Annotated in this window: 20 protein-coding genes; 12 read left to right on the forward strand and 8 right to left on the reverse strand. The window is 40.3% G+C overall.

Features of this window, described 5'->3' with window-relative positions; translation table 11 throughout:
• Positions 1-16 precede the first annotated feature (16 nt).
• Both CH365_RS14630 and CH365_RS14635 read left to right on the forward strand, forming a co-directional pair.
• On the forward strand, positions 17-2,026 hold the full coding sequence (locus CH365_RS14630; protein ID WP_100769320.1) for a SpoIIE family protein phosphatase: 2,010 nt from the start codon (positions 17-19) through the stop codon (positions 2,024-2,026).
• Between the two features lie 135 nt (positions 2,027-2,161).
• Positions 2,162-3,856, forward strand: coding sequence for an FAD-binding oxidoreductase (locus CH365_RS14635; protein ID WP_100769321.1), 1,695 nt, complete (start codon positions 2,162-2,164; stop codon positions 3,854-3,856).
• Positions 3,857-3,901: 45 nt separating this feature from the next.
• Here CH365_RS14635 and CH365_RS14640 read toward each other — a convergent pair whose 3' ends face one another.
• From CH365_RS14640 to CH365_RS14650, 3 genes are read right to left on the reverse strand one after another with little or no spacing between them, the layout of a single operon-like run.
• Positions 3,902-4,666 carry an enoyl-CoA hydratase/isomerase family protein gene (locus tag CH365_RS14640; protein ID WP_100769322.1) on the reverse strand — a complete coding sequence of 255 codons (765 nt, stop codon included), beginning with the start codon at positions 4,664-4,666 and terminating at the stop codon, positions 3,902-3,904.
• Positions 4,667-4,683: 17 nt separating this feature from the next.
• Positions 4,684-5,493 carry a hypothetical protein gene (locus tag CH365_RS14645; protein WP_100769323.1) on the reverse strand — a complete coding sequence of 270 codons (810 nt, stop codon included), beginning with the start codon at positions 5,491-5,493 and terminating at the stop codon, positions 4,684-4,686.
• Between the two features lie 19 nt (positions 5,494-5,512).
• On the reverse strand, positions 5,513-7,528 hold the full coding sequence (locus CH365_RS14650) for a tetratricopeptide repeat protein (protein WP_100769324.1): 2,016 nt from the start codon (positions 7,526-7,528) through the stop codon (positions 5,513-5,515).
• A gap of 115 nt (positions 7,529-7,643) precedes the next feature.
• Here CH365_RS14650 and CH365_RS14655 point away from each other — a divergent pair, with 115 nt between their 5' ends.
• The gene (locus CH365_RS14655; RefSeq protein ID WP_100769325.1) at positions 7,644-9,092 is read left to right on the forward strand and encodes a hypothetical protein; all 1,449 of its coding nucleotides are present in this window, start codon (positions 7,644-7,646) and stop codon (positions 9,090-9,092) included.
• Positions 9,079-10,191, forward strand: coding sequence for a cysteine desulfurase family protein (locus CH365_RS14660; protein WP_100769326.1), 1,113 nt, complete (start codon positions 9,079-9,081; stop codon positions 10,189-10,191). Before CH365_RS14655 ends, CH365_RS14660 begins: the two co-directional genes overlap by 14 nt.
• A 158-nt stretch (positions 10,192-10,349) precedes the next feature.
• Here CH365_RS14660 and CH365_RS14665 read toward each other — a convergent pair whose 3' ends face one another.
• On the reverse strand, positions 10,350-11,498 hold the full coding sequence (locus CH365_RS14665) for a deoxyguanosinetriphosphate triphosphohydrolase (protein WP_100769327.1): 1,149 nt from the start codon (positions 11,496-11,498) through the stop codon (positions 10,350-10,352).
• Between the two features lie 121 nt (positions 11,499-11,619).
• On the opposite strand from CH365_RS14665, the gene CH365_RS14670 reads away from it, so the two are divergent.
• From CH365_RS14670 to CH365_RS14680, 3 genes are read left to right on the forward strand one after another with little or no spacing between them, the layout of a single operon-like run.
• Positions 11,620-12,249 (forward strand): DedA family protein, encoded by a 630-nt coding sequence (locus CH365_RS14670; protein ID WP_100769328.1) that lies wholly within the window; start codon positions 11,620-11,622, stop codon positions 12,247-12,249.
• Between the two features lie 47 nt (positions 12,250-12,296).
• Positions 12,297-12,848, forward strand: coding sequence for an HNH endonuclease (locus tag CH365_RS14675; RefSeq protein WP_100769329.1), 552 nt, complete (start codon positions 12,297-12,299; stop codon positions 12,846-12,848).
• 24 nt (positions 12,849-12,872) lie between these two features.
• Entirely contained in the window at positions 12,873-13,364 is a 492-nt protein-coding gene (locus CH365_RS14680; protein WP_208861219.1) for an LIC11661 family lipoprotein, read from the forward strand.
• Here CH365_RS14680 and CH365_RS14685 read toward each other — a convergent pair.
• The 3 genes from CH365_RS14685 to fliS are packed head-to-tail and all read right to left on the reverse strand — an operon-like array spanning position 13,361 to position 14,716.
• Positions 13,361-13,843 carry a molecular chaperone DnaJ gene (locus CH365_RS14685; RefSeq protein WP_100769331.1) on the reverse strand — a complete coding sequence of 161 codons (483 nt, stop codon included), beginning with the start codon at positions 13,841-13,843 and terminating at the stop codon, positions 13,361-13,363. The genes CH365_RS14680 and CH365_RS14685 overlap by 4 nt on opposite strands.
• Positions 13,822-14,256, reverse strand: a complete 435-nt coding sequence (locus CH365_RS14690; RefSeq protein WP_100769332.1) for a hypothetical protein — start codon at positions 14,254-14,256, stop codon at positions 13,822-13,824. The genes CH365_RS14685 and CH365_RS14690 overlap by 22 nt, the downstream gene beginning before the upstream one ends.
• Before the next feature lie 7 nt (positions 14,257-14,263).
• On the reverse strand, positions 14,264-14,716 hold the full coding sequence (gene fliS / locus CH365_RS14695) for a flagellar export chaperone FliS (protein WP_036091165.1): 453 nt from the start codon (positions 14,714-14,716) through the stop codon (positions 14,264-14,266).
• Between the two features lie 86 nt (positions 14,717-14,802).
• Between fliS and purN the strand changes: the two genes are divergently transcribed.
• The 5 genes from purN (at position 14,803) to fsa (ending at position 19,066) form a co-directional block, all read left to right on the forward strand.
• Complete coding sequence (purN, locus tag CH365_RS14700; protein WP_100769333.1) at positions 14,803-15,429, forward strand: phosphoribosylglycinamide formyltransferase; 627 nt, start codon at positions 14,803-14,805, stop codon at positions 15,427-15,429.
• Between the two features lies 1 nt (position 15,430).
• A complete protein-coding gene (gene purH / locus CH365_RS14705; RefSeq protein ID WP_100769334.1) occupies positions 15,431-16,972 on the forward strand; it encodes a bifunctional phosphoribosylaminoimidazolecarboxamide formyltransferase/IMP cyclohydrolase in 1,542 nt (513 codons plus the stop codon).
• A gap of 1 nt (position 16,973) precedes the next feature.
• Positions 16,974-17,606, forward strand: coding sequence for a hypothetical protein (locus CH365_RS14710; protein WP_100769335.1), 633 nt, complete (start codon positions 16,974-16,976; stop codon positions 17,604-17,606).
• Positions 17,607-17,641: 35 nt separating this feature from the next.
• The gene (locus CH365_RS14715) at positions 17,642-18,352 is read left to right on the forward strand and encodes a hypothetical protein (RefSeq protein WP_100769336.1); all 711 of its coding nucleotides are present in this window, start codon (positions 17,642-17,644) and stop codon (positions 18,350-18,352) included.
• A gap of 69 nt (positions 18,353-18,421) precedes the next feature.
• Positions 18,422-19,066: a fructose-6-phosphate aldolase gene (gene fsa / locus CH365_RS14720; RefSeq protein WP_100769337.1), complete on the forward strand. Its 645-nt coding sequence runs from the start codon at positions 18,422-18,424 to the stop codon at positions 19,064-19,066.
• A gap of 225 nt (positions 19,067-19,291) precedes the next feature.
• On the opposite strand, the gene CH365_RS14725 is transcribed toward fsa, so the two are convergent.
• Positions 19,292-20,326, reverse strand: coding sequence for a DUF1574 domain-containing protein (locus CH365_RS14725; RefSeq protein WP_100769338.1), 1,035 nt, complete (start codon positions 20,324-20,326; stop codon positions 19,292-19,294).
• Between the last annotated feature and the right edge of the window lie 6 nt (positions 20,327-20,332).

The following is a 20,332-nucleotide window of genomic DNA, read 5'->3' on the forward strand; positions in this document are numbered from 1 at the left end:
GAGTTCGATTCAATAGATGTCATATACTTCCTCCCGGGCAGGTAGTTTTCAAAACAAATGGAATTCAATTCTAGGCTTCTTTAAGAAAGACCCAGATAGAGCAGTATATGAAAACGAATATGCTGAAGATCTAAAAAGACAAACTCGTAGTCTCCAATATCCAGGTGCATTTCTAGCGATGTTTGTTTGGTTGGGTTTCGCTTTTGGAACGGACCAAAAATTACATCCTGAATTTCCCGAACTATTTTATTTTCGGATCGGCTTTTCCTTAGTAGGGTTCATAAGTTTAATTTTCCTTCTCTTGGATACATTATTCAAGATTCCCACACGTAGATACAGCCTGGAAATGGCATATATCTATATCGCCTATCTTTTACTTTGTACATCCTTTTTTACTGGCAGAATAGCGGACGATCCCAATTACGTATCCGGTCTTCAAATCGCTCTGATCACCATTGTATTCGTCCCTCTTCCCAAAAAATCATATTATATATTTTTAATTCTATCGATCTTGGCTTTTATCAGCTCTGTCTTGATCTATTCTCCTAATTTGAGCACTCCTCAGGCTTCGTATTCCATGCAAAATCTGGGAATCGCATACATTCTCACACTTGTATTTTCTATAATTCTGGAAAGATACCGATTTGTAAGTTTTGTAGGTAGATTTAAGATCCAAGAAAGTAATCGGGAAATTTCCGAAAAGATGCAACAAATCCAAGCTTTGAAAGAAAAGCAGGATGGAGACTATTTTTTAACAGCCCTACTCCTTTCCCCTCTGATCAAACTGGATAATTCCGAAAATTCGGGAGTTAAAGTGGAATTCCTACTGGATCAGTACAAAAAATTCTCCTTCAAAGAGAAGGACTATGAACTAGGCGGGGACTTCTTAAGCGCATACATAGTTAAGATCCAAGACAGGGATTACACTGCATTCATCAATGGGGATGCTATGGGAAAATCTATCCAGGGCGCGGGTGGTGCATTAGTATTAGGTTCCGTATTCAATTCTATTATTAGCCGTACGAGACTCTCACCGGAAATACAATCCAAATCTCCGGAACGTTGGTTGAAAGAAGCATTCATAGACTTACAAAATGTATTCGAAACTTTCGACGGATTTATGCTGATCTCCGCGGTTTTAGGAATCGTAGAACATTCTACCGGAGCAATGTATTATATCAATGCGGAACATCCTTGGCCGGTTCTTTATAGAGACGGAAAAGCAATGTTTTTAGGATCGGAATCCAATATTCGTAAATTAGGGATCTCTGAAATGTTCGGCTCCAAGATCCAAGTCCAAACTTTCCGGATGCTTCCTGGAGATACGATCTTTTGCGGATCCGACGGTCGGGACGATCTAGTCTTAGAAGAGGATTTCTCAGGAAAAAGGGTCATGAACGAGGATGAGACAATCTTCTTGGCCTCAGTGGAAGAAAGCGGTGGAGAATTAAAAACGATCCGTAGATCCCTCATTAGTAGAGGAAAACTTTCGGACGATTTAAGTATATTATCTATTTCTTATAATCCTTCCAGAAACCCGTATATGGAAGACAAAAAATCCATTACGGAAGCGGAGTCCGCTTTCCAAAAAGGAAATACAAAGGACGCAATAAACATTTTGGAAGAAGGTTTAAAAAGATCAGGTCTAGTTGGAGAACGTTATTTTCCTCAGGTAGCTAAACTTCTTTCCAAATGGTACGACAAAATATCGGAATTCAAAAAAGCGGCAGAATGGGCGGAGAAGTCCCTATCCTGGGATCCTTCTGAAACCGAACTTCTATTCTATTCTTCTATACTTTGGAAGAAGGCTTATACCCAGAAAAAAGATACTGAATATTTAAGATCAGCAGCGGAACTCGGAGAGAAGTTAAGAGTACGTTCTCCGAATCATCTGAAAAACTTGATCAACCTGTCGGATATTTATAGATTACTCGGCAATTCATTCAGAGCCAAAAAGTTATTGGATGAGGCTTCCGTCCTTTCACCGGATGATCCAAAGATAGCAGAATTAAGAAAACGTCTTTAAAACCTTATGTGGAATTCGGATCTAGGAGATCTTACATGTGATATTTGATCGATATCAAATATCCTTTTTACCTTGCCCTCTGGAAAGATTCGTATTTATTGGAAACGTTTTTAATTAATCGGAGATAAGCCCCCCATGTTCTACCACGAGCTCAATTCAAAAATCGACTATTCCAGATCCAATCTTAGATGGAATGCCTGGGGTGCAAACGATCAGGACTTCGGTAGAAAGGCGCAGATGCCTGAAATACTCAAACTTCTCCAAAGAGAATTTAAGTTAGACTCTATTCGTGAAACTCCTGCGGTTTCTTTGGAAAATATCAAACTTCCTAATGGTAAATTGAGCCCGAATGATATCAAAAACCTAAGTGCACTCGTAGGTAAAAATAATCTTAAAACAGATAGATACGAAAGAATTTTCCATTCTGCGGGTCGTAGTTACTACGATGTTCTCAGACTTCATTTTAATACTCTTAAGTCTTTCGTAGATGGAGTGATCTATCCGAAAAAGGATTCGGAGATCATTAAGATTTTAGAATATTGCTCTAAAAACAAGATCACAATCATTCCTTTTGGCGGAGGATCTTCTGTAGTCGGAGGTGTGGAAGTATTAAAAGGAAAAGGACAAAAAGCAGTTCTTTCTTTGGACATGACAGAGATGAAAGAATTAGTATCCTTCGATCCAATTAGCATGACCGCAACTTTCCAAGCGGGAATCTATGGGCCTAAATTAGAATACGGGTTAAACTTAAAAGGATATACCTTAGGTCATTTTCCTCAATCTTTCGAATATTCCACATTAGGTGGATGGGTTGCTGCGAGAAGTGCGGGACAACAATCCAATCGATACGGAAAAATCGAAGAGATCCTAAGTTCCGTAAAACTTATTAGCCCGAACGGGACTGTCGAAACATTAAGAGCTCCCGCTGCTTCTATCGGTCCAGATTGGAATCAAATCATCGCAGGTAGCGAAGGTCTTTTAGGAATTATTTCAGAAGTTACGATCAAGATCCACAAGATCCCTGAGACTAGAAAATATTTCGGTTTGGTATTTTCCGATCTGCTTTCTTCCATCAATTTTATCAGAAAAGCGAACCAAGAAGAGATCAAAACTTCTATGATGAGGCTTTCGGATGCAAACGAAACTAGACTTTACGAGTATCTGGGCGAATTAGGAAAAAAGAATACACCAATCCGCAAATTCAAAAAATTCCTCCAAAACTCTTATCTGAAATCTGTAGGGATCGGAGAGAATAAATGTGTTGTTTTAGTAGGGCTGGACGGATCCAGACAAGAAGTAGATCATTCCTTTGAAGGTCTTAAAAAACTTTGGAAAAAAGGCGGAGCGATCTTTGCCGGAGAAAAACTGGGACAGAATTGGATCCATAGTAGATACAATATGCCTTTCCTTCGGAATCATGTAATGCAGTACGGAATGGGAGTGGATACAATGGAAACTTCCAGCACATACGATAAACTGGAAGATCTACATAAAGCGGGAATTGAGTCCTTACAAAATTCTATCCCAGGTTCTATCGCAATGTGCCATTTATCCCATAGTTATCATGAGGGAGCATGTTTGTATTATACGATCTTATTCCCGATGGATTCGAAAAAACCGGAAGAACAATGGTTTAAAATGAAGAAGTCTGTTTCGGATACATTTACTTCTTTTAAGGCTCCGATCAGCCACCACCATGGAGTCGGTTTCGATCATAAAAAATGGTACGAATCTAGTTTAGGTAAACCTGGTGTAGAGGCATTAAATGGCCTTAAAAAAGTTCTGGACCAAAAAGAAATTATGAATCCTGGAAAATTATTCCATTCTTAAAGGTAAATAAGCCTGGGAGAAATCCCAGGCAAATAAATCATCAACTCAGGTAAAGACTGGACGTCTTCTTTCCTGGATCGATTTCATCCCTTCTTGTCCATTAGAACTAGCAATTGCTTGTGCAAGAAGATCCACATCTCTTTTTTCTAATGTATCTGCAAGCAAACGTTGAGAATCTCTAAGGGCGATCTTCACTCCCACCACAGATTCCATTGCCATGTCTTGGAATTGAGAACACCATTTTCTAGCTTTCAGGATTACTTCTTCAGGACTAGCCGACTCTTCCACGAGTCCAACTTGAACTGCCTCGTCTGCTTTGAGACCTCTGCCGCTATACAATAAGTCTCTTGCGGTTTTCATTCCGACTAGATCTTTCAGAACCGTTCCCGCAGTAGACGGGAAATTGATACCGATCAATGATTCAGGAAAACCTAATCTTCCTTTTTTCTCTACGAGAATTCTGTAATCAGAGAATATAGCGATGACTGCTCCCACTCCCATTGAGTGGCCATTCATAGCACAAACCACAGGTTTAGGAGAGAATAAAACTCTTCCGCAAGCACCGAGTGCCTCTCTTAAAACTTCTTTAATTTCTTCTAGGTTTTTACCTACGAAAATTTCAGGATCGAATCCGTTTGAAAAAAACTTATCATTTCTTCCTGATAGAAGAATGGATTTTACGGATCTGTCGTTTTCCGCTTGTTCTAAAACATCTCTAAATTTACGGAAAAATTCCCTACCCAAAGAATTTGTCTCATTTGTTTTGATATACAGTTCTAAAATATGGCCGTTTTTTTCTACGTCTAACATATTCGATTTCCTTAATATTAAAATCCGAACACTACTTGGTTCAATTTATCAGTGCGGGATACTTTTTTCATTTTAATCTCGATACGATTCTGGTCCGCACCGTCTGCTCTTGATACGATTCGAGTGATCGTGGTCTTCGGGGGAAAATCCACTTCTCCCTGAACACTTGTTACTGCCTTTACATTCTTACCGCTCGAATCCCATTCTACGGAACGGATCCCATTTTCTCCCGTGTAGTAAGTCCATTCTTCTCCCGGTTTTCTGACGAGAACAATTCCGTCAGTCGGCTGAACGAGCGTCCATTGTGGTTTGAACAATTCTGCATTTCGATTGGACAGAAGATAATAGATAACGGGAAAAGGAACTACTGTTTGTTTTCCGGTACTCGGATCGGAAAGTATAATATCATCCATTGTTTGCTCGTGAATCTTGTCCACGGAAACGGTTTTGATCCGGATCGTCTGCCCATCGCTAAATACTTTAGAAACGCTGATCCCGAAAAGTTTATCGGTCAGTTCTATCTGCATTTTACCGGTCGGCCTATCATAGAAGATCTTTCCGGCTAAGGAGAATACATCCTTCTTGGGGAAAAAATTCTGGATACGTATATCGAATTCTCCCGTATAAGAGGTATTCGATTCTTCTAATTTACGAAGTAGGTCTAAATATTTGGAACCTTCCTTGGATTTGGCGCTCCAAAATTTGATCTTTCCTTTTTGACGAAAATTTATCTCTTCAATATCCGTGGTCACACAGCATTGGAAAAATAGAATAAAACAAAAAAATGATCCGAATATAAAGATCCGGCGTAAATGGTTTGCTTTCAAAACAGGTCCCTCCCGGTCTCTACGATTTATTTAAGACCGGATTTGTTCTTAACCTCTCCAATTTTTCCCGAATTCGAAGTTTGTCTTCCTTCTTTTGAAAAAGGGTTTCCGATTTTTCCCAGAATCTTCTGGCATCGGCAAATTCTCTTCTTTCATGATGAACATCTCCCAAATGTTCGCAGATAGTAGGATCATATTCATTTCTATCCTGCAAAATTTGGAAGGCGAGATTCAAATGTAAAAGAGCCTCGTCCACTCTTCCCTTTTTATAATAGATCCAACCTAAACTATCCTGATAAGCCTCGTTGTCAGGAGCAAGCTCGACCGCTTTTCGGATCAGATCTAAAGCCTCATCCAAACGAATTCCTTTTTCGGAATAATGATACCCTAGATAATTATAAGCAATGGGATTTTCAGGATCCAACTCCATGGACTTGCGAAGGTCCGCTTCCATCTCAGGAAGCCTTCCTAGTTTTTCTAAAGTAGACGCCCTATAAAAATGATACACGGATGATTTCGGCTCCAAGCGGATTGCTTGTTCGAATGCTCCCCTACTTTCTTCCAACTTTTCGGATTGGAATAGAACGATCCCTAAAAGATAATACGCGTAATGATTGTTCGGATCATTTTTTAAAATGTTCTGGATGATTTCTTCCGATTCTTGGATTTTTCCCGGAGGATTTCCTCTTAGCAAAAATGCCAAATGTAATTCGTATTTTTTAGAATCTTCCGGGGAAGAAGTAAATTGGATCGCCTTACGAACGGAAATGATGGATCTGAATACGGAGCCGGATTGTTCATATACCCCAGCCAGGAAGTCATATTGTTCCGCAAGAATTCTTTTATCTAGTTTTTCTTCTTCCGTGATCTTGATAGATTCGAGAAGTAACGTTTCCGCAAGTGTGGTCAACTGGGATTGCAGTGCGATGGAGGCAACCTCTACCAATTCTTTAATATATTCTTTTTTATTAATATTTGGATCTCTTTTTTGGATTTCCAAGACCCCGAGTCGAATGGACAATCTTTTAGGAAATCTTTCCTTTAAAGGAAAAAGAATACGCCTCGCATCTGAATATTTGGAATTCAGAACGGAATATAGCCCGAATAAAACCCCGTCCTTATTAAGTTTCCCTTTTTTCTTGAGATCCTCGAAATAACCCGCCGCCATAGATCTACTTTCGATAAAATACATCTCTCCAAGCATCAACTCCACGGAAGAATTTCCCTGAATCTCTTGCAGAATTTTTTGTAGTTGTTTTTTTGCTTGGGAAAACTTTCCTAATTGGTCCAAAATTTTTGCGAGTAAAAATCGTATCTCCCAGTTCTCAGGTCTCATCTCCAGATAGCCGGAAATATAAAAGAGCGCCTTAGTATTCTGGCCTAAAGCGAAGTATGTTTTTCCCAAAGATAAATATACAAATTCAGGATATTTCGGATTGGAATCTTTTTGTTTGATCAGATCTCTGAGAGAGCTTAGATACAATACGGATTTTGCGTCATTCTTCAGCGCAAGTTCTGCAGAACTTAATAAATAATAAAAATCAGGATCTTCCGAGAACTTACTCAAATGAGTTTCTAAATAAGTCGCGGCCTTTTCATATTCTCCGCTGTTCAAAAGAATGGTTCCTTTTAAAATATAAGATTCTCTAAAATTCGGATCCGACTTTTCGGCGAGATCCAATTCGGAAACTGCATCTTTCCATTGGCCTAAATAATAATGGGCCAATGCTTTATTCCAGCGAAAGACCGCGGAAACAGGAACTCCTACAGATTCGGAGCAACGGATATAATCTTGGAAGTTTCGAACTGCTTCTATAATCTCTTCTGTTCTTTCTCTTCCTTCCGAATTTCTAGCCTTATTTAAACTCTCTAAACCGAGAGAATAATAATAGGCCGGCCAAACAGCTCTACCACGCCCAGATGAATCGGTGTCTCTACATACAAAAACGGAGTCTGTATTTTGAGGAGAAGCAAATAGGGAACTCGCATCCAGAACGGATACCAGAAGAATCGGAATAATGCTTGCGTGTTTCATAATCCCCGGACTTGTATAGGGTTTGGAATCGAAAAAAGCGAAATCTTCACTCTCTCTACTCTCAAGCGAGGGACTCTATTCGTCTAACGAATTTTCCGGAACTTAAGGAAAGAAATTGTTCAGCATTCTAAAAGAAAAGAAAAAGTTATTCTTAACACTTCTGTTGATTTGGACCCTGGCAGCGATCTATATCTATCCCAGGAGATTCCAGATTTTGCGCTCCTTTGCACTTTGGTTGGAACCTCCCGTTTTAAATCCTTCCCTTTCCGCAAAATTGCAGTCCAAGGGAGACGATCTATTATCTGAAAAAGTAGAATACAGACAGATCGAACATTATCTTAGAACAGACCAATTGTCCAGAGCCTGTGTCCGAGCCTATAGAATAGGAAAAGAAGGTAGCGGAGATATTTTCAGGATCCCAAGCTGGATGGAAGCAAAACACCAAGGCTGGACTATCGAAAGACTCGCAAATCCTAGCGAGACCAAATTTTCCACGGGAGAGAAACCTGTGGATCCGTTCGAATATTGGAAAGAATTCTACCAAATTCCTCTGGAAGCTTTAGATTATTATAAAAGAGCCTTAAACTATAATCCTTTCGATGGATACAATTCTCCTCCTAGTCAGGCAATATTAGGAAAAGACAAACCTGAGATTTCAGGTAAAAGTCTTTTAGAGAAGATCCGAATTTCTTCTTTTGCTTCTTGCCGTCCAGAAGAAGCGATACTTGCACATTTCCAAGCAATCCAAAGGATAGAAGAACTCGTATTCGAAAAATTGAAAGAAGTAAAACCGATTTCCATTCCCTGGTGGAAACGTATTTTGAATTTTTTCAGTTTCAGCTGTAATAAAGAAGAAGAGGAGAATATAACGGAAGATCTTCCGAAAGATATCCGTATCTGGAAAAAGATCACAGAGTCCCAATCTTCTCCGATAGTATTCTCCGAAGATTATCCGGATACGACTACATTAACTGCGAATAAGTATAAAACACTTCTATTAAAAACATTGGAGTTACTTAGACTTAGAACCGATGAATCCCATCCTTCTCTTTCTCCCGAAGAATCCGTTTCCTTATTCACAAGGGTTTTGTATTTTTCCTGTTCTAAAAGAACCATCCCTGCCGAGGCGAAGTATTGGGGTGCAAGTGCAATCGCTGCGATTCCTTGCGAAGCAACCGACACGGAAGGAACAAAAGTATTTTATTCTAACCTAAACCGAAATGCGCAGCTATTCTATAAATTGGGAGATAGAGACTCCAATTATAGAAAAAAAGCAAAGGATATGTTCGAGGCAGTCTATCAGTCTTCTGCGACGGATCTAGGCGTCAGATTTCAGGCAAAACTTATGAGAGTAAGATGTTTATTGTACGAATCCGATTTTGATAAGGCCTTGAAAGAATTGGATGCCTTGGATACCGAAGTTTATACCGTGGATCCGAATTATAGAAACGATAAATCAGGCTACGAAGATCTGATCGAAGATAAAAAGAAACTATTGCAGTACACACTTCGTCGAAAAGGAAGATACGAAGAAGCAGACGATATTTTCGATGAAAAGAATTAAATACTTCGATTATAATGCCACCCATCCTCCTATTCCAGGTTTATTAAATAAAATCTTAGAAGAATACGAGGAAGACTTTTTTAATCCTTCCGGACCGACCCGATTTTCCTTAGCCAGACAGGGAAAAATTGAAGAAGCTAGAAAAGTTTTAGCAAAACTCACAGGAAAAGATCCGAAAGGATTCGTATTCGTATCTTCCGGAACGGAAGCGGATTATTCTCTAATATACTTCGCAAAACAATTTATAAAAACGACAGCTTATGTTTCTCCTTTCGAACATGCTGCCATGTATTCCTCTTTTAGAAGTTTAGGAGTTCCTTATAAAACATTAGGCGCTGATAAATCAGGACTTGTATCTCTTTCAGAATTAGAAACCAATCTGAAAAATGAGCCGGGACCTGTATTTGTCCTTCATGCCGGCAACGAAACTGGAGTGATCCAACCGATCGAGGAATTAGCTGAAATTTCAGCAAAATACGGAATGCCATTTTATTCGGATCTGATTCAATCCTTCTCCAAAATTCCTGTACCTTTTTCCGTTCTGAATGGATTTACATTCTCCGGTCATAAAATCGGCGGAGGTTTAGGTTCTTCCGTTTTATGGTTCGATCCAAAACATCTACCGGAAGGTGGGGTATTCCAAGGGGGAAACCAGGAGAATGGACATAGGGCCGGTACCGAAAATTCTCCCTCCATCTTGGCTTTGGCAGAAGCTGCAAAAATACAATTTGCAGAAATGGAGAATAAGAATAAAAGACTGGAATATTATAGAAATAAGATAGAATCCAAGCTCAAAAGTTTAGGAGCGCAAATAGTAGCGGAGAATTCGCCCAGACTTTTTTCCACTACATTCGCATTACTTCCCTTGGACGATCTAGACTTTTTTATGATGGGAATGGAAGAGAAAGGATTTGCAGTTTCCACAGGATCTTCTTGCAAATCCAGATCCAGAGAAGCAGCACCTTCTTTATTAGCAATGGGTTATACTCAAGAAGAAGCTCTTAGAGCAATCCGGATATCCACCGGCTTATACACAACGGAAGAAGAAGTAGATTCTTTGCTGATCGCATTGGAAGAAACTGTTCTTTCTATTCGATAAGAAAGTAATCTAAATCACATTAAAATAACCTGGAGTGAACTTTTTGCCTGAGAGCGAAGCCAGGATGGCGAAGCGACCCGGAGGTTTGCACAGGATGTGCAAGCGGAGGGGAAGGCAAAGAGTTTACTCCAGGAATTATAACGGTTTTTAGGATACGCTCACTTTCTTAGGCTGGAAGCCATCTCTTCTGCGTATCTGTCGGTCATTCCGGCTACATAGTCGCATACACATCTTTCCAAACCTTCTTTTTCTATCCTTCTCTTGTAGGTTTCCGGAATGGAATCAGGTTGTTTTCTAAAATGAAAAAATAATGTTTCAATAATATCTCTTCCCCGGTCGCTTGTGACTACCACGGAAGGATGTCTGTATAAAGTTTTATAAAGAAAAGATTTTAGTTCCCGGACCTTCTCCCCATAGGAAGGTTCATAAGTGGCAATCCTTTTACCTTCTTGGTAGGCAGTATTCAGATCGGAACGATCCCGGATTTTCCAGTCGGAGATCCTGGATTCAATGGTCTGTATCATACTAGAGACCATACTATTGGTCAGTTCTCGGATCACAGTTCGAACAAATACTTTCCCATCCAGTTTCGGGAACTTACCTTTTACCATTTCTGAAGTTTCTGCCCAAAGAGAAAGTGATCTTAGATCTTCCACTTTTAGATAACCCATTTCTAAACCGTCATCTATATCATGACTTGTGTATGCGATCTCGTCTGCAACATCCGCACATTGAGCTTCCAAACTCGGGCCTTCGTCCTTTCTTTCCTTTCCTAGATTGGAGCCTCCGTATTCCGCCCCATGTTTCATCATACCTTTTAGGGTTTCTTTGGAAAGATTGAGTCCAGGGAATTCCGGATAACGTGTTTCTAATATAGTAACTATACGAACTGATTGTTTATTATGTTCGAACCCACCGAATTCTCCCATTAAATCCGAAAGCATATCTTGGCCTGCATGTCCGAAAGGTGTATGCCCCAGATCATGTGCGAGCGCGATTGTTTCCGTCAGTAAAGAGTTGAGTCCTAATGCGGAAGCGATCGTCCTGGAAATTCCAGCAACTTCCAAAGTATGAGTGAGACGATTACGATAATTTTCGCCTACTGAATAAACAAAAACTTGGGTCTTATACTGTAATCTTTTGAATGCACTAGAATGAACTACCCTATCTCTATCTCTTTGAAAAGGAATACGGTACGGGTGTTCTTCTTCCTTATATTCTCTTCCGCCGGTTTCGTCCTGCAATACTGCATAACCGGCTAGTAAAGAATTTTCGGTTTGGATGATTTGGTTTCGGTCTTTCTGCACCTGGAACCAATTTGGAACCTAAAAAGACCAAAAGCAAGCCAAACAAATCTAGTTTTTCGGTTCCCATTTGCCTCGGATAAGTTTCACTGGTGGAATTCTACTCGGACAGATAGAAGCATTCATGGATCTAGTTAATATCCCGGATTTAGTAAATTTTTTTTCCCGCTTTGGGAATGAGTTCGCTTACTTAGCAGTTTTCTCCACCCTGATTCTCTGCGGTTTTGGTCTTCCAATTCCTGAGGATATCTCCCTGGTTTCCGGAGGGGTTTTGGCAGGTTTAGGATACGCAAACGAACATGTAATGTTCGGTGTGGGAATGGCCGGGGTTCTCGTAGGAGACGGTTCCGTTTTTTTACTCGGAAGGATTTTCGGAGAGAAAGTATTACGAATTCCTTTCATCGCTAAATTTTTAACTCCGGAAAGATTTTCCAAAGTACAGGAGAAGTTTTCCCAATACGGAAACTGGGTTGTATTCATGGCAAGGTTTATGCCTGGTCTAAGGATGCCTATCTATCTAACGGCAGGGACTTCTGACCGAATTTCTTTTTTCAGATTTTTGTTTTTGGATATGTTCGCTGCGGCGATTTCCGTTCCGATCTGGGTCTATCTTGGCCATTATGGCGCAAAAAATTTAGACCAGCTCAGCAATTTAGTCCACCAAGGCCAAATTACTGTCTTTGCATTATTAGGAATCCTTGTATTAGTCCTAGTTCTATATTTTACGATTAAAAAGAAACGTTCAGGGAAATAATACTTTTACTCGACATAATTTTATGAATCTATACTGTTTGGTTAGATATGGATGTTCTTACCCAACCTGTGTTGGTGCTGAACGCGACCTATGTCCCGGTTGCGATCCGAACCGTTAAAGACGCCGTTATCCTTCTAATTCTAAGAAAAGCAGAACTCATTCGAGACGAAAAAGACCTATTTATCAGGTCTGAGAAACTTCGGTTTACTACTCCTAGAATTATTTTACTCACAGACTATTATAAAGTTCCTAAACGTAAGCATAAACTCTCTAGAGAAAATATTTTCTTAAGAGATGATCACGAATGTGTCTATTGCAGGCGTAAACTTCCTTCTTCTAAGCTCACTTTGGATCATGTGATCCCCAAAAGTCGTTGGGAAGAGATTCCCAGGGAAAAAAAACCGAAAGAATATCATACCTGGGAAAACCTGGTCACAGCCTGCAGAGACTGTAATACCAGAAAAGGAAACAAACTTCTACAAGAACTCAAGTGGGAGATTCCTGAAAATCGGTCGACAAACAAGAGACGTTTTCCACAATTTTCAGTATCCACCCAATTGGTCGAAAAATTCGGCTGGGCGGATTATATACGCATCTAAATGAATCTTTTTTTATCTGGGAGAATGTCCAAATTCTTTCCTCACTCACTTCTAATTCTTTCCTTATTCTCTTGTTATAATTATTCAACGAATCGAATCGTCAGCACTCCACCTACTTTGGTAGGGATCACTTTGATTGGGACTGGAGTATACGAACTTAGGCTAAGAGCAGGAAATCCGGAAGCATTTTTTAACGGATATACTTTGTATACGGGAAGTACTGCAGATGCATCCAGAAATCCTTCCGATTTTTCTTCAGGCAAAGGATGTGAACTTCCTCTGAATCTACTTCCGAACCAACCAAAAGAATATTCTATAGAAGTAAATCCAACCGCAGGTCCTCTTGCAGTTCCGGGTCCTGGAGAAAACACAAATCGGGTCTGTAAAATTGTGGCTACTTTAAATTCCGGAGATTACGTAACTCTTAGATCTTCTGTGATCTCTTTGGATCTGAATAGTGGTACCAAAGACATCTATGTATTCTCCATGCCTTCAAATACATTACAAGTTCCTTAATCTTTAAACCAAACTTTTATTTTTTTAAGAGTTGTTTCCGTATCTTCTTTCCAGATACTTTTTGGAAATTTTTCCAAAAATTCTTCCAATTCTTCTTTAGCCGTTTCTAATTCTTCTCTTAAACGTAAAAGTGCAGGATTGTCTTCTTTTTTTAGAAATACAGGATTTCCTTCGGTGAATTGAAAATATTTTTCGATAGCCTTGGCTGCTTTTTGTTTGGCTAATTTATAAATCTGGAATCCATCCGGATCTTCTTTAACATTTTCTAAAATTGTAGAAGTTTCGGTCTCGAGAAAAGATAGAAGAACATCCCTGAGCTGTACAAGCTCTTTGAACAAAAGATCCGTTTCATATTCTCCGGAATCAGGATGATACTTACGTGAAAGTTCTCGGAATCTACTCCGGACTAGATTTGCGTCGAATTTTTTAGGAAGTCCGTAAAAGTCCAGGGCACGGCTTAGCAGGTCCCCGTCTTCCAACCCAATTTCCTATGAGCTAGGAATTTTTTGAGTTGGATCTTGGATTGTACCATATTCAACTCTTTGCGGTATTCCTGCAGAATGATCTCCATCTTTTCCCCTACTTGGGAATTCAAATCCCTGGACTCCTCCAATTTTTGGAAGATCGTATCGGAGAGTCGAATAATTTCCAGTGTTTGAGGAGAAGATTCTTCTAATTGTTCGATCTTGCGGTCTAGTCGTTTCATTTTTTCGACTAGATCGGAATTTTGGAGTTCTAGTTTGGCGGTACCTTCTCCGTCTCCAAAACCCAAAATTTGCAACTGGCGTTTTTGGAGTTCTATCAGTTTGTCCAAAAATTGAATCTTGTCCTCATAGAGTGAGGAAAGTTTTTCTTCCATAGAATTTAGACTTTTAGAATCCCTCGCCGCCATAGATGAATTAACCTTGGAGGGAGAGGCCTGTTCCTCTGGAACCGGCAGTTGGTAATGGAACTACGGAAGAAGCTTTTTCTTTCTTCTCAATTTCTTCCCAAGCAAGTTTTAGATCTTCCAGATATTTGATAATTTCGGAAAGGATCTCGCTATCCTTCTTCATATTAGCTTCTAGTAAGCGCTTTTTAATATAAACGTAAATACCAAGTAGGTTATTTGCAACCTCTCCCCCATTTTCCATATTCAGGGCAAGCATCAGCTCGGTGACAATCTCTTGGGCTTTTAGGATATGATTATTCACCACGTCGTACTTGCGGGGTGTATTATTCTCGATGGCAACGTTCAGGAAGCGAATTGCCCCTTCATATAACATCACGATAAGTCGGCCCTGACTCACAGTAGAAATTTCATTGGATTTATACTGTTCGACGGACGCCGTCGATTTTCTAGCAAGTGACATGTGTCTCTCCTGAAATACTTTTCGACAAAATTCCGGACCGCCTTAACGTGGACTGGTAATTCTTAGCGTATCGGATGCGAAAATTCTTGGCAAGTCTGATTCCCAAACCCAGAAAAAAGCTTGTCTTTTTGGCCTCTGGGCGGGGGAGCAACCTGGAAGCTGTCCTTCAGGTGATCCAAAAGGGAAAAATCCCTGCAAATCCCGCATTTTTAATCACAGATAACCCGGAGGCGCCTTCTATCCAGATCGCTGCCCGCCATAATGTCCCCACCAAGATCCTAGACTGGAAGTCATATTCCAAAAAAGAAGAATATCATCTGGACCTTCTCCGAACCCTGGAAGAGATCTCCCCAGATCTAATCGTTGCCTGCGGGTACATGAGAATTCTAAAACCGGAAATTATTCGAGCCTTTCGGAACCGGATCATCAATATACATCCTTCTCTGCTCCCTTCCTTTACCGGTCTACATGCTCAAAAACAGGCATTCGATTATGGAGTGAAAATCGCTGGTTGCACTGCCCATTTTGTGGACGAGGGTGTGGATTCGGGTCCCATCATTTTGCAAGGAGTTATTAAAATCGAGGAAGGAATGACCGAAAGAGAATTGACTCTTGCCATTCTCAAAGAGGAACATAAAATCCTGCCCCTCGCGGTTAAACATTTCTGCGAAGATCGGCTCCTCATTAAAGACAGGAAGGTCTCAATCCTCTAGCATGATCAAAATCACTCGTGCCCTTATTTCAGTTAGCGACAAAACAGGACTTATCGGATTTGCTAAGTACCTGGAATCCAAAGGAGTGGAAATTATTTCCACCGGCGGGACCCTCAAAACACTTTCCGAAAACGGAATCAAAGCCATTGCGATAGACGATTATACCGGATTTCCGGAAATTTTGGACGGAAGAGTAAAAACTCTCCACCCTAAGGTTCATGGCGGGCTCTTGGGAGTAATCTCCAAACCGGAACACAAACAAAAGATGGAAGAATTAAAAATTCCGAAGATCGATCTGGTAGTTGTGAATTTATATCCATTCGTGCAGACCGTTTCCAAACCTGGTGTTCATCTGGACGAAGCAATAGAAAATATCGATATTGGCGGACCTTCTATGATCCGTTCCGCTAGTAAGAACTATAGACACACTGTAGTAGTAACGGATCCGAACGATTATAAAACCGTAGAAGAATCCATGAAGGTTAACGACGGTTCCGTGGACGCGGACACTTCTTTCCTTCTTATGAGAAAAGCATTCTCTCATACTGCAATGTATGATACTGCAATCTCTTCTTGGTTCAACAAACTTGCCGGGGAGAAGTTCCCAGACATTTTAAATCTTTCCTTTACTAAAAAACAAAAACTCAGATACGGAGAAAACCCTCACCAGGGAGCCGCTTTCTACGAGCCTTTGTTCACCAAAAGTGAATTCTCTCCTCTCCAAGGAAAAGAATTATCTTTTAATAATATGTTAGATTTTGATGCGGCATTCCATATCTCGGCACTTCTTCCTGATAATACTGTTTGTATCATCAAACATTTGAATCCTTGCGGGATCGCTTATGCTGATGATACATTAGAAGCATTCCGCCTGGCAAAAAGAACGGATCCTATTTCTGCATTCGGTGGGATTATCGGGATCAAAGGAACTGTCACTGGAGAACTTGCTGTTCTCATCGGAGAAACATTTGTAGAAGGTGTGATCGCTCAAAAATTCGAGCCTGCCGCTCTGGAATATTTCTCTAAAAAGCCGAATGTTCGTCTGATCGAGATCCAAAATTTCCAAGAAGCATTGGATGAAATGGATCTAAGACCGATCCATCACGGAATTCTTCTACAAGATAGAGACTACGCCACCATCACCGAAAAAGATCTAAAGATCGTTTCTAAAAAACAACCTACCGAGGAAGATATCCGAGGTCTGATGTTCGCTTGGTCTACCGTAAAATTTATCAAGTCAAACGCGATCGTCTATACGGAAGAGAACGCTACTTTAGGAATTGGCGCAGGACAAATGTCCAGAGTGGATTCAGTTCAATTAGGTGCGACCAAGGCTCTAAACGTTGGACTTTCTGTTGTAGGTTCTTATGTGGCGAGTGATGCATTTTTCCCATTCAGAGATGGAATAGATGCGATCGCTAAAGTAGGAGCAAAAGCAATCATCCAACCCGGAGGTTCTATCCGGGACGAAGAAGTGATCAAAGCAGCCGACGAGCATGGCTTGATCATGGTGTTCACTGGCATGAGGCATTTTAGGCATTAAGATGGAATTTTTTCTCTACCTGATCTATTTAGTTATCACGTTAGTAGTCGTTTCCCTAGGAGACTATTATTTCGGGCTCCTACATTTGAGCGGAAAGGATACTTTCGAAAAACAGGAACTTACGGATTGGGCGAGAATTATTCCTTCTAAGATCGTTTCCATTTTTGAATCCGCGGGAAGTTTACAATATGGACTTCTCGCATTCGGACTCTCCGCATTTTTTGCTTATGTCTGGACTTTAACCGGGGGCTTAATCGGTTCTCCACATTATACGGATTCTTTTGGAAATTATTTCTTTCTGTCCTTTATCATGCCGGTACTTGTGCTTGCGTTTTACTCTTTTATTTCTTCCGAAATTTTAAGAGCGGCTAGGATTTCGAGAAATAGCGGATCTTTTTTAGCAAGACTACTTAACCAAGAAATTCCCCTACTTTCAGGGATCTTTATTTCAGTAATCGCTTCAAATCTGGCGGTTTATGGCCTCTACCATGAAATTTCCTTTTTATTCGTTCTTCCGAATGTATTGATCCTAATGGCCCTTCTTATCTTAAGATGGAATGGGAAGGTGAAATTCGGGGGAATTCGTGTGGACAGAGAGGAAGAAGAGGTGGAGGATTTGGGGGAAGATTCCTAATTCTTGTTCGGTTTTCTGCCGATAGTGTAAAGAGTATGAAAGGGCAATCCATCTTCCTGTTCTTATTCTCCCTACTCCTTCCTTGGAGTTCCGTATTTTCTCAGTTTCCGGGAGATAATTCCAGAAATAACGGCTCCAAACCAACCTTAGACGGATTTGCAGAAGTCTCTTGGGAAGCATCCTATGGGCAAGTGCGGGATAAGTTTTTGTCCTTAGCTGCTAATCCACAGAGCGATGAAAAGATAGAAGTGGTCCATGAAGATAAGGAGAAGTCCTTACTCGTAAGAAGAAATGGGATTTTCTATTTATACCGTTTTTATTCCACTCCTAAATTGGTCCTGGATTCCCGTCCGAAAGATAAGAACCAACCTCGTCCGGAAAAAGAAACTTCCCCTGATGAAGATGAACATTTAGAACCCGGTAAATTATTCTCTGTTGGAGTTTCCTTCCGTTATCTTCCAGGAAAAGACGTACAATCCAAACTGGAAAACAAGTATGGAAAACCTAAAAAAGAAACCCTGGATGATAAGAAGATCGGGGGTGCTGTAATTTGGGAATTAACCGACGAAAGACAGGCACCTCCCGCTGGTGGATTCATTGTCCAATGGAAGGAAGCTTATAAAAAACAACCTTTTACCAGAAGAGTGGATTATTTCAGCTCCAAGGTAAAAGCGCAGATCGAAAAAGAATACAAAGAGTTCTTCTCCGCAGAAGAAATCAAAACTTTAAGAGATCTAATCCCGTAAGAAATCCTTGACCAAGGGCGCTTGAGGCCACCACTATCCAGAGAGATTCAAAATCTTTCGGAGCAAACCGTGGAATTATATTTAGATACAGCCAATGTGGACGAGATCAAGGAGATCGCGTCCTACGGTCTTTTGGACGGAGTTACTACAAACCCATCTCTCATTGCTAAATCGGGCCGTAATTTTAAAGAAGTGATCAAAGAGATCTGTGCGATTGTGCCAGGCCCTGTGAGTGCAGAAGTGATCGCAATCAAACACGAGGATATGCTGAAAGAAGCGGACGAATTAGTAAAGATCGCTCCGAACGTCGTCATCAAGGTTCCTCTTATTCCGGAAGGATTAAAAACCGTAGTAAAACTTACTGAGAAAGGAATTCCTACAAATGTAACTCTTTGTTTTTCCGCTCCTCAGGCCCTTCTCGCTGCGAAAGCAGGAGCTACTTATATTTCTCCTTTTATCGGTCGTGTAGATGACACTTCTTGGGATGGAATGGAACTGATTTCCGAGATCAGAGAAATCTATGATAACTACGGTTATGAGACTAAGATCTTGGCTGCTTCTATCAGAGGACCTATGCATTTGAAAGAATCCGCTCTTCGTGGAGCAGATTGTGCTACTATGCCGATTTCTGCCTATCAGCAGCTATTCAAACACCCACTCACCGATATCGGTTTGGAAAAATTCTTAGAAGACGCTAAAAAATTAAAGTGGTGATCTGACTTAAGCAAATTTTTCACACAGAGGCACAAAGCCTCAGAGTGACTTATGGAAAGGATACCTATAAGTTTAGGTATCCTTTTTTATTTGTTCGGTTTCTATAAATTTCCGGTTCGAAGACATAAAGGATCTTACATTCTCTGAGGCTCCGTGACTCTGTGTGGGAATAAAACTCTGAGACTCTTCTTTCCTTTGCGGCTTCGCCTGACTTGACTGTCTTTCTTAAGGAAGTTTCTTCTTCCCAAGAAAATCATTCATTAAAATTTCAGATTGTTCTAATATACAAAGTACACTTTGGTGGGAACCGTCGTAGTATAATTCGCAGGAACTGAGAGTATTCATATCTGCCGCAGTTGCACCATATTTGGAAGCTAACTCCTGTATTCTGGGCCACCAGGATTTTTCCAAACCTAATTCATAATAGCCCGCTCTGTATCCGGGGTATACTTTCGGCCAAATGAGATAGGTTTTTACACCATTCTGTTTTCCGAGTTTTAGGAATTCTTCCACAAAAAAATATTCGATCTCGCCTGGAGTAAAACCAGAAAGATAAATACTTTTTAATCTTAGAGCGTCTTTTTCTAATTTTTTAGGATTATTACTAACGCTCGCGTAAGCAAGTTGTTCTCCGTTTCCTAATTCCAAAATCAAATTTTCATGATTTTGTTCCGGTTTGTATAATTTCAGTTTTTTTGAAGTAAGCCTAGACCAGAATAACTTGAAACCAGGTTTAATCTTTCGGATAGAAAAGAACTTTTCTTTCAAAATTTCCAATTTGTCCGAAGTGGAGAATTGGTCCCAATACGTTTTTCTGAACTCTTCGTCTGCTCCTAATCTTAAAAAAGGTTCGTATAATAACCCCTTGGAATCATCGAAACCTTCTGGACTAACCACATAAAATGCAACCTTAGGCTTAATTCCAGATTCTAAAATTTTACGAAACCAGTAGAAACCGTAAGCAGGAACCGCCTGCGGACCTGAAAAATTATACACCGCCCAATCATTCTGGATAGATGCAGGGAGAGTTTTCACAGAATACGGATATGCCCGGGAATCTCCAAACGCAAGGGCTAAGTTCTTTTTGGAAAGAGATTCATCCTTTTGCAATTTTTCGAATAGATGTCTTCTTTGGGCATAATAGACAGGATTTCCTTCCTGGTAAAAAGAAGTTTGGAAGAAGTCCAAAAGAAAAATTTTATCCGCAAAGAATAGAACGATTAGGAAGAGTAAAGGAAGATAGATATATTTCTTTTTCATACTATT

It is taken from the genome of Leptospira neocaledonica, assembly GCF_002812205.1.
Lineage (GTDB): Bacteria > Spirochaetota > Leptospiria > Leptospirales > Leptospiraceae > Leptospira_B > Leptospira_B neocaledonica.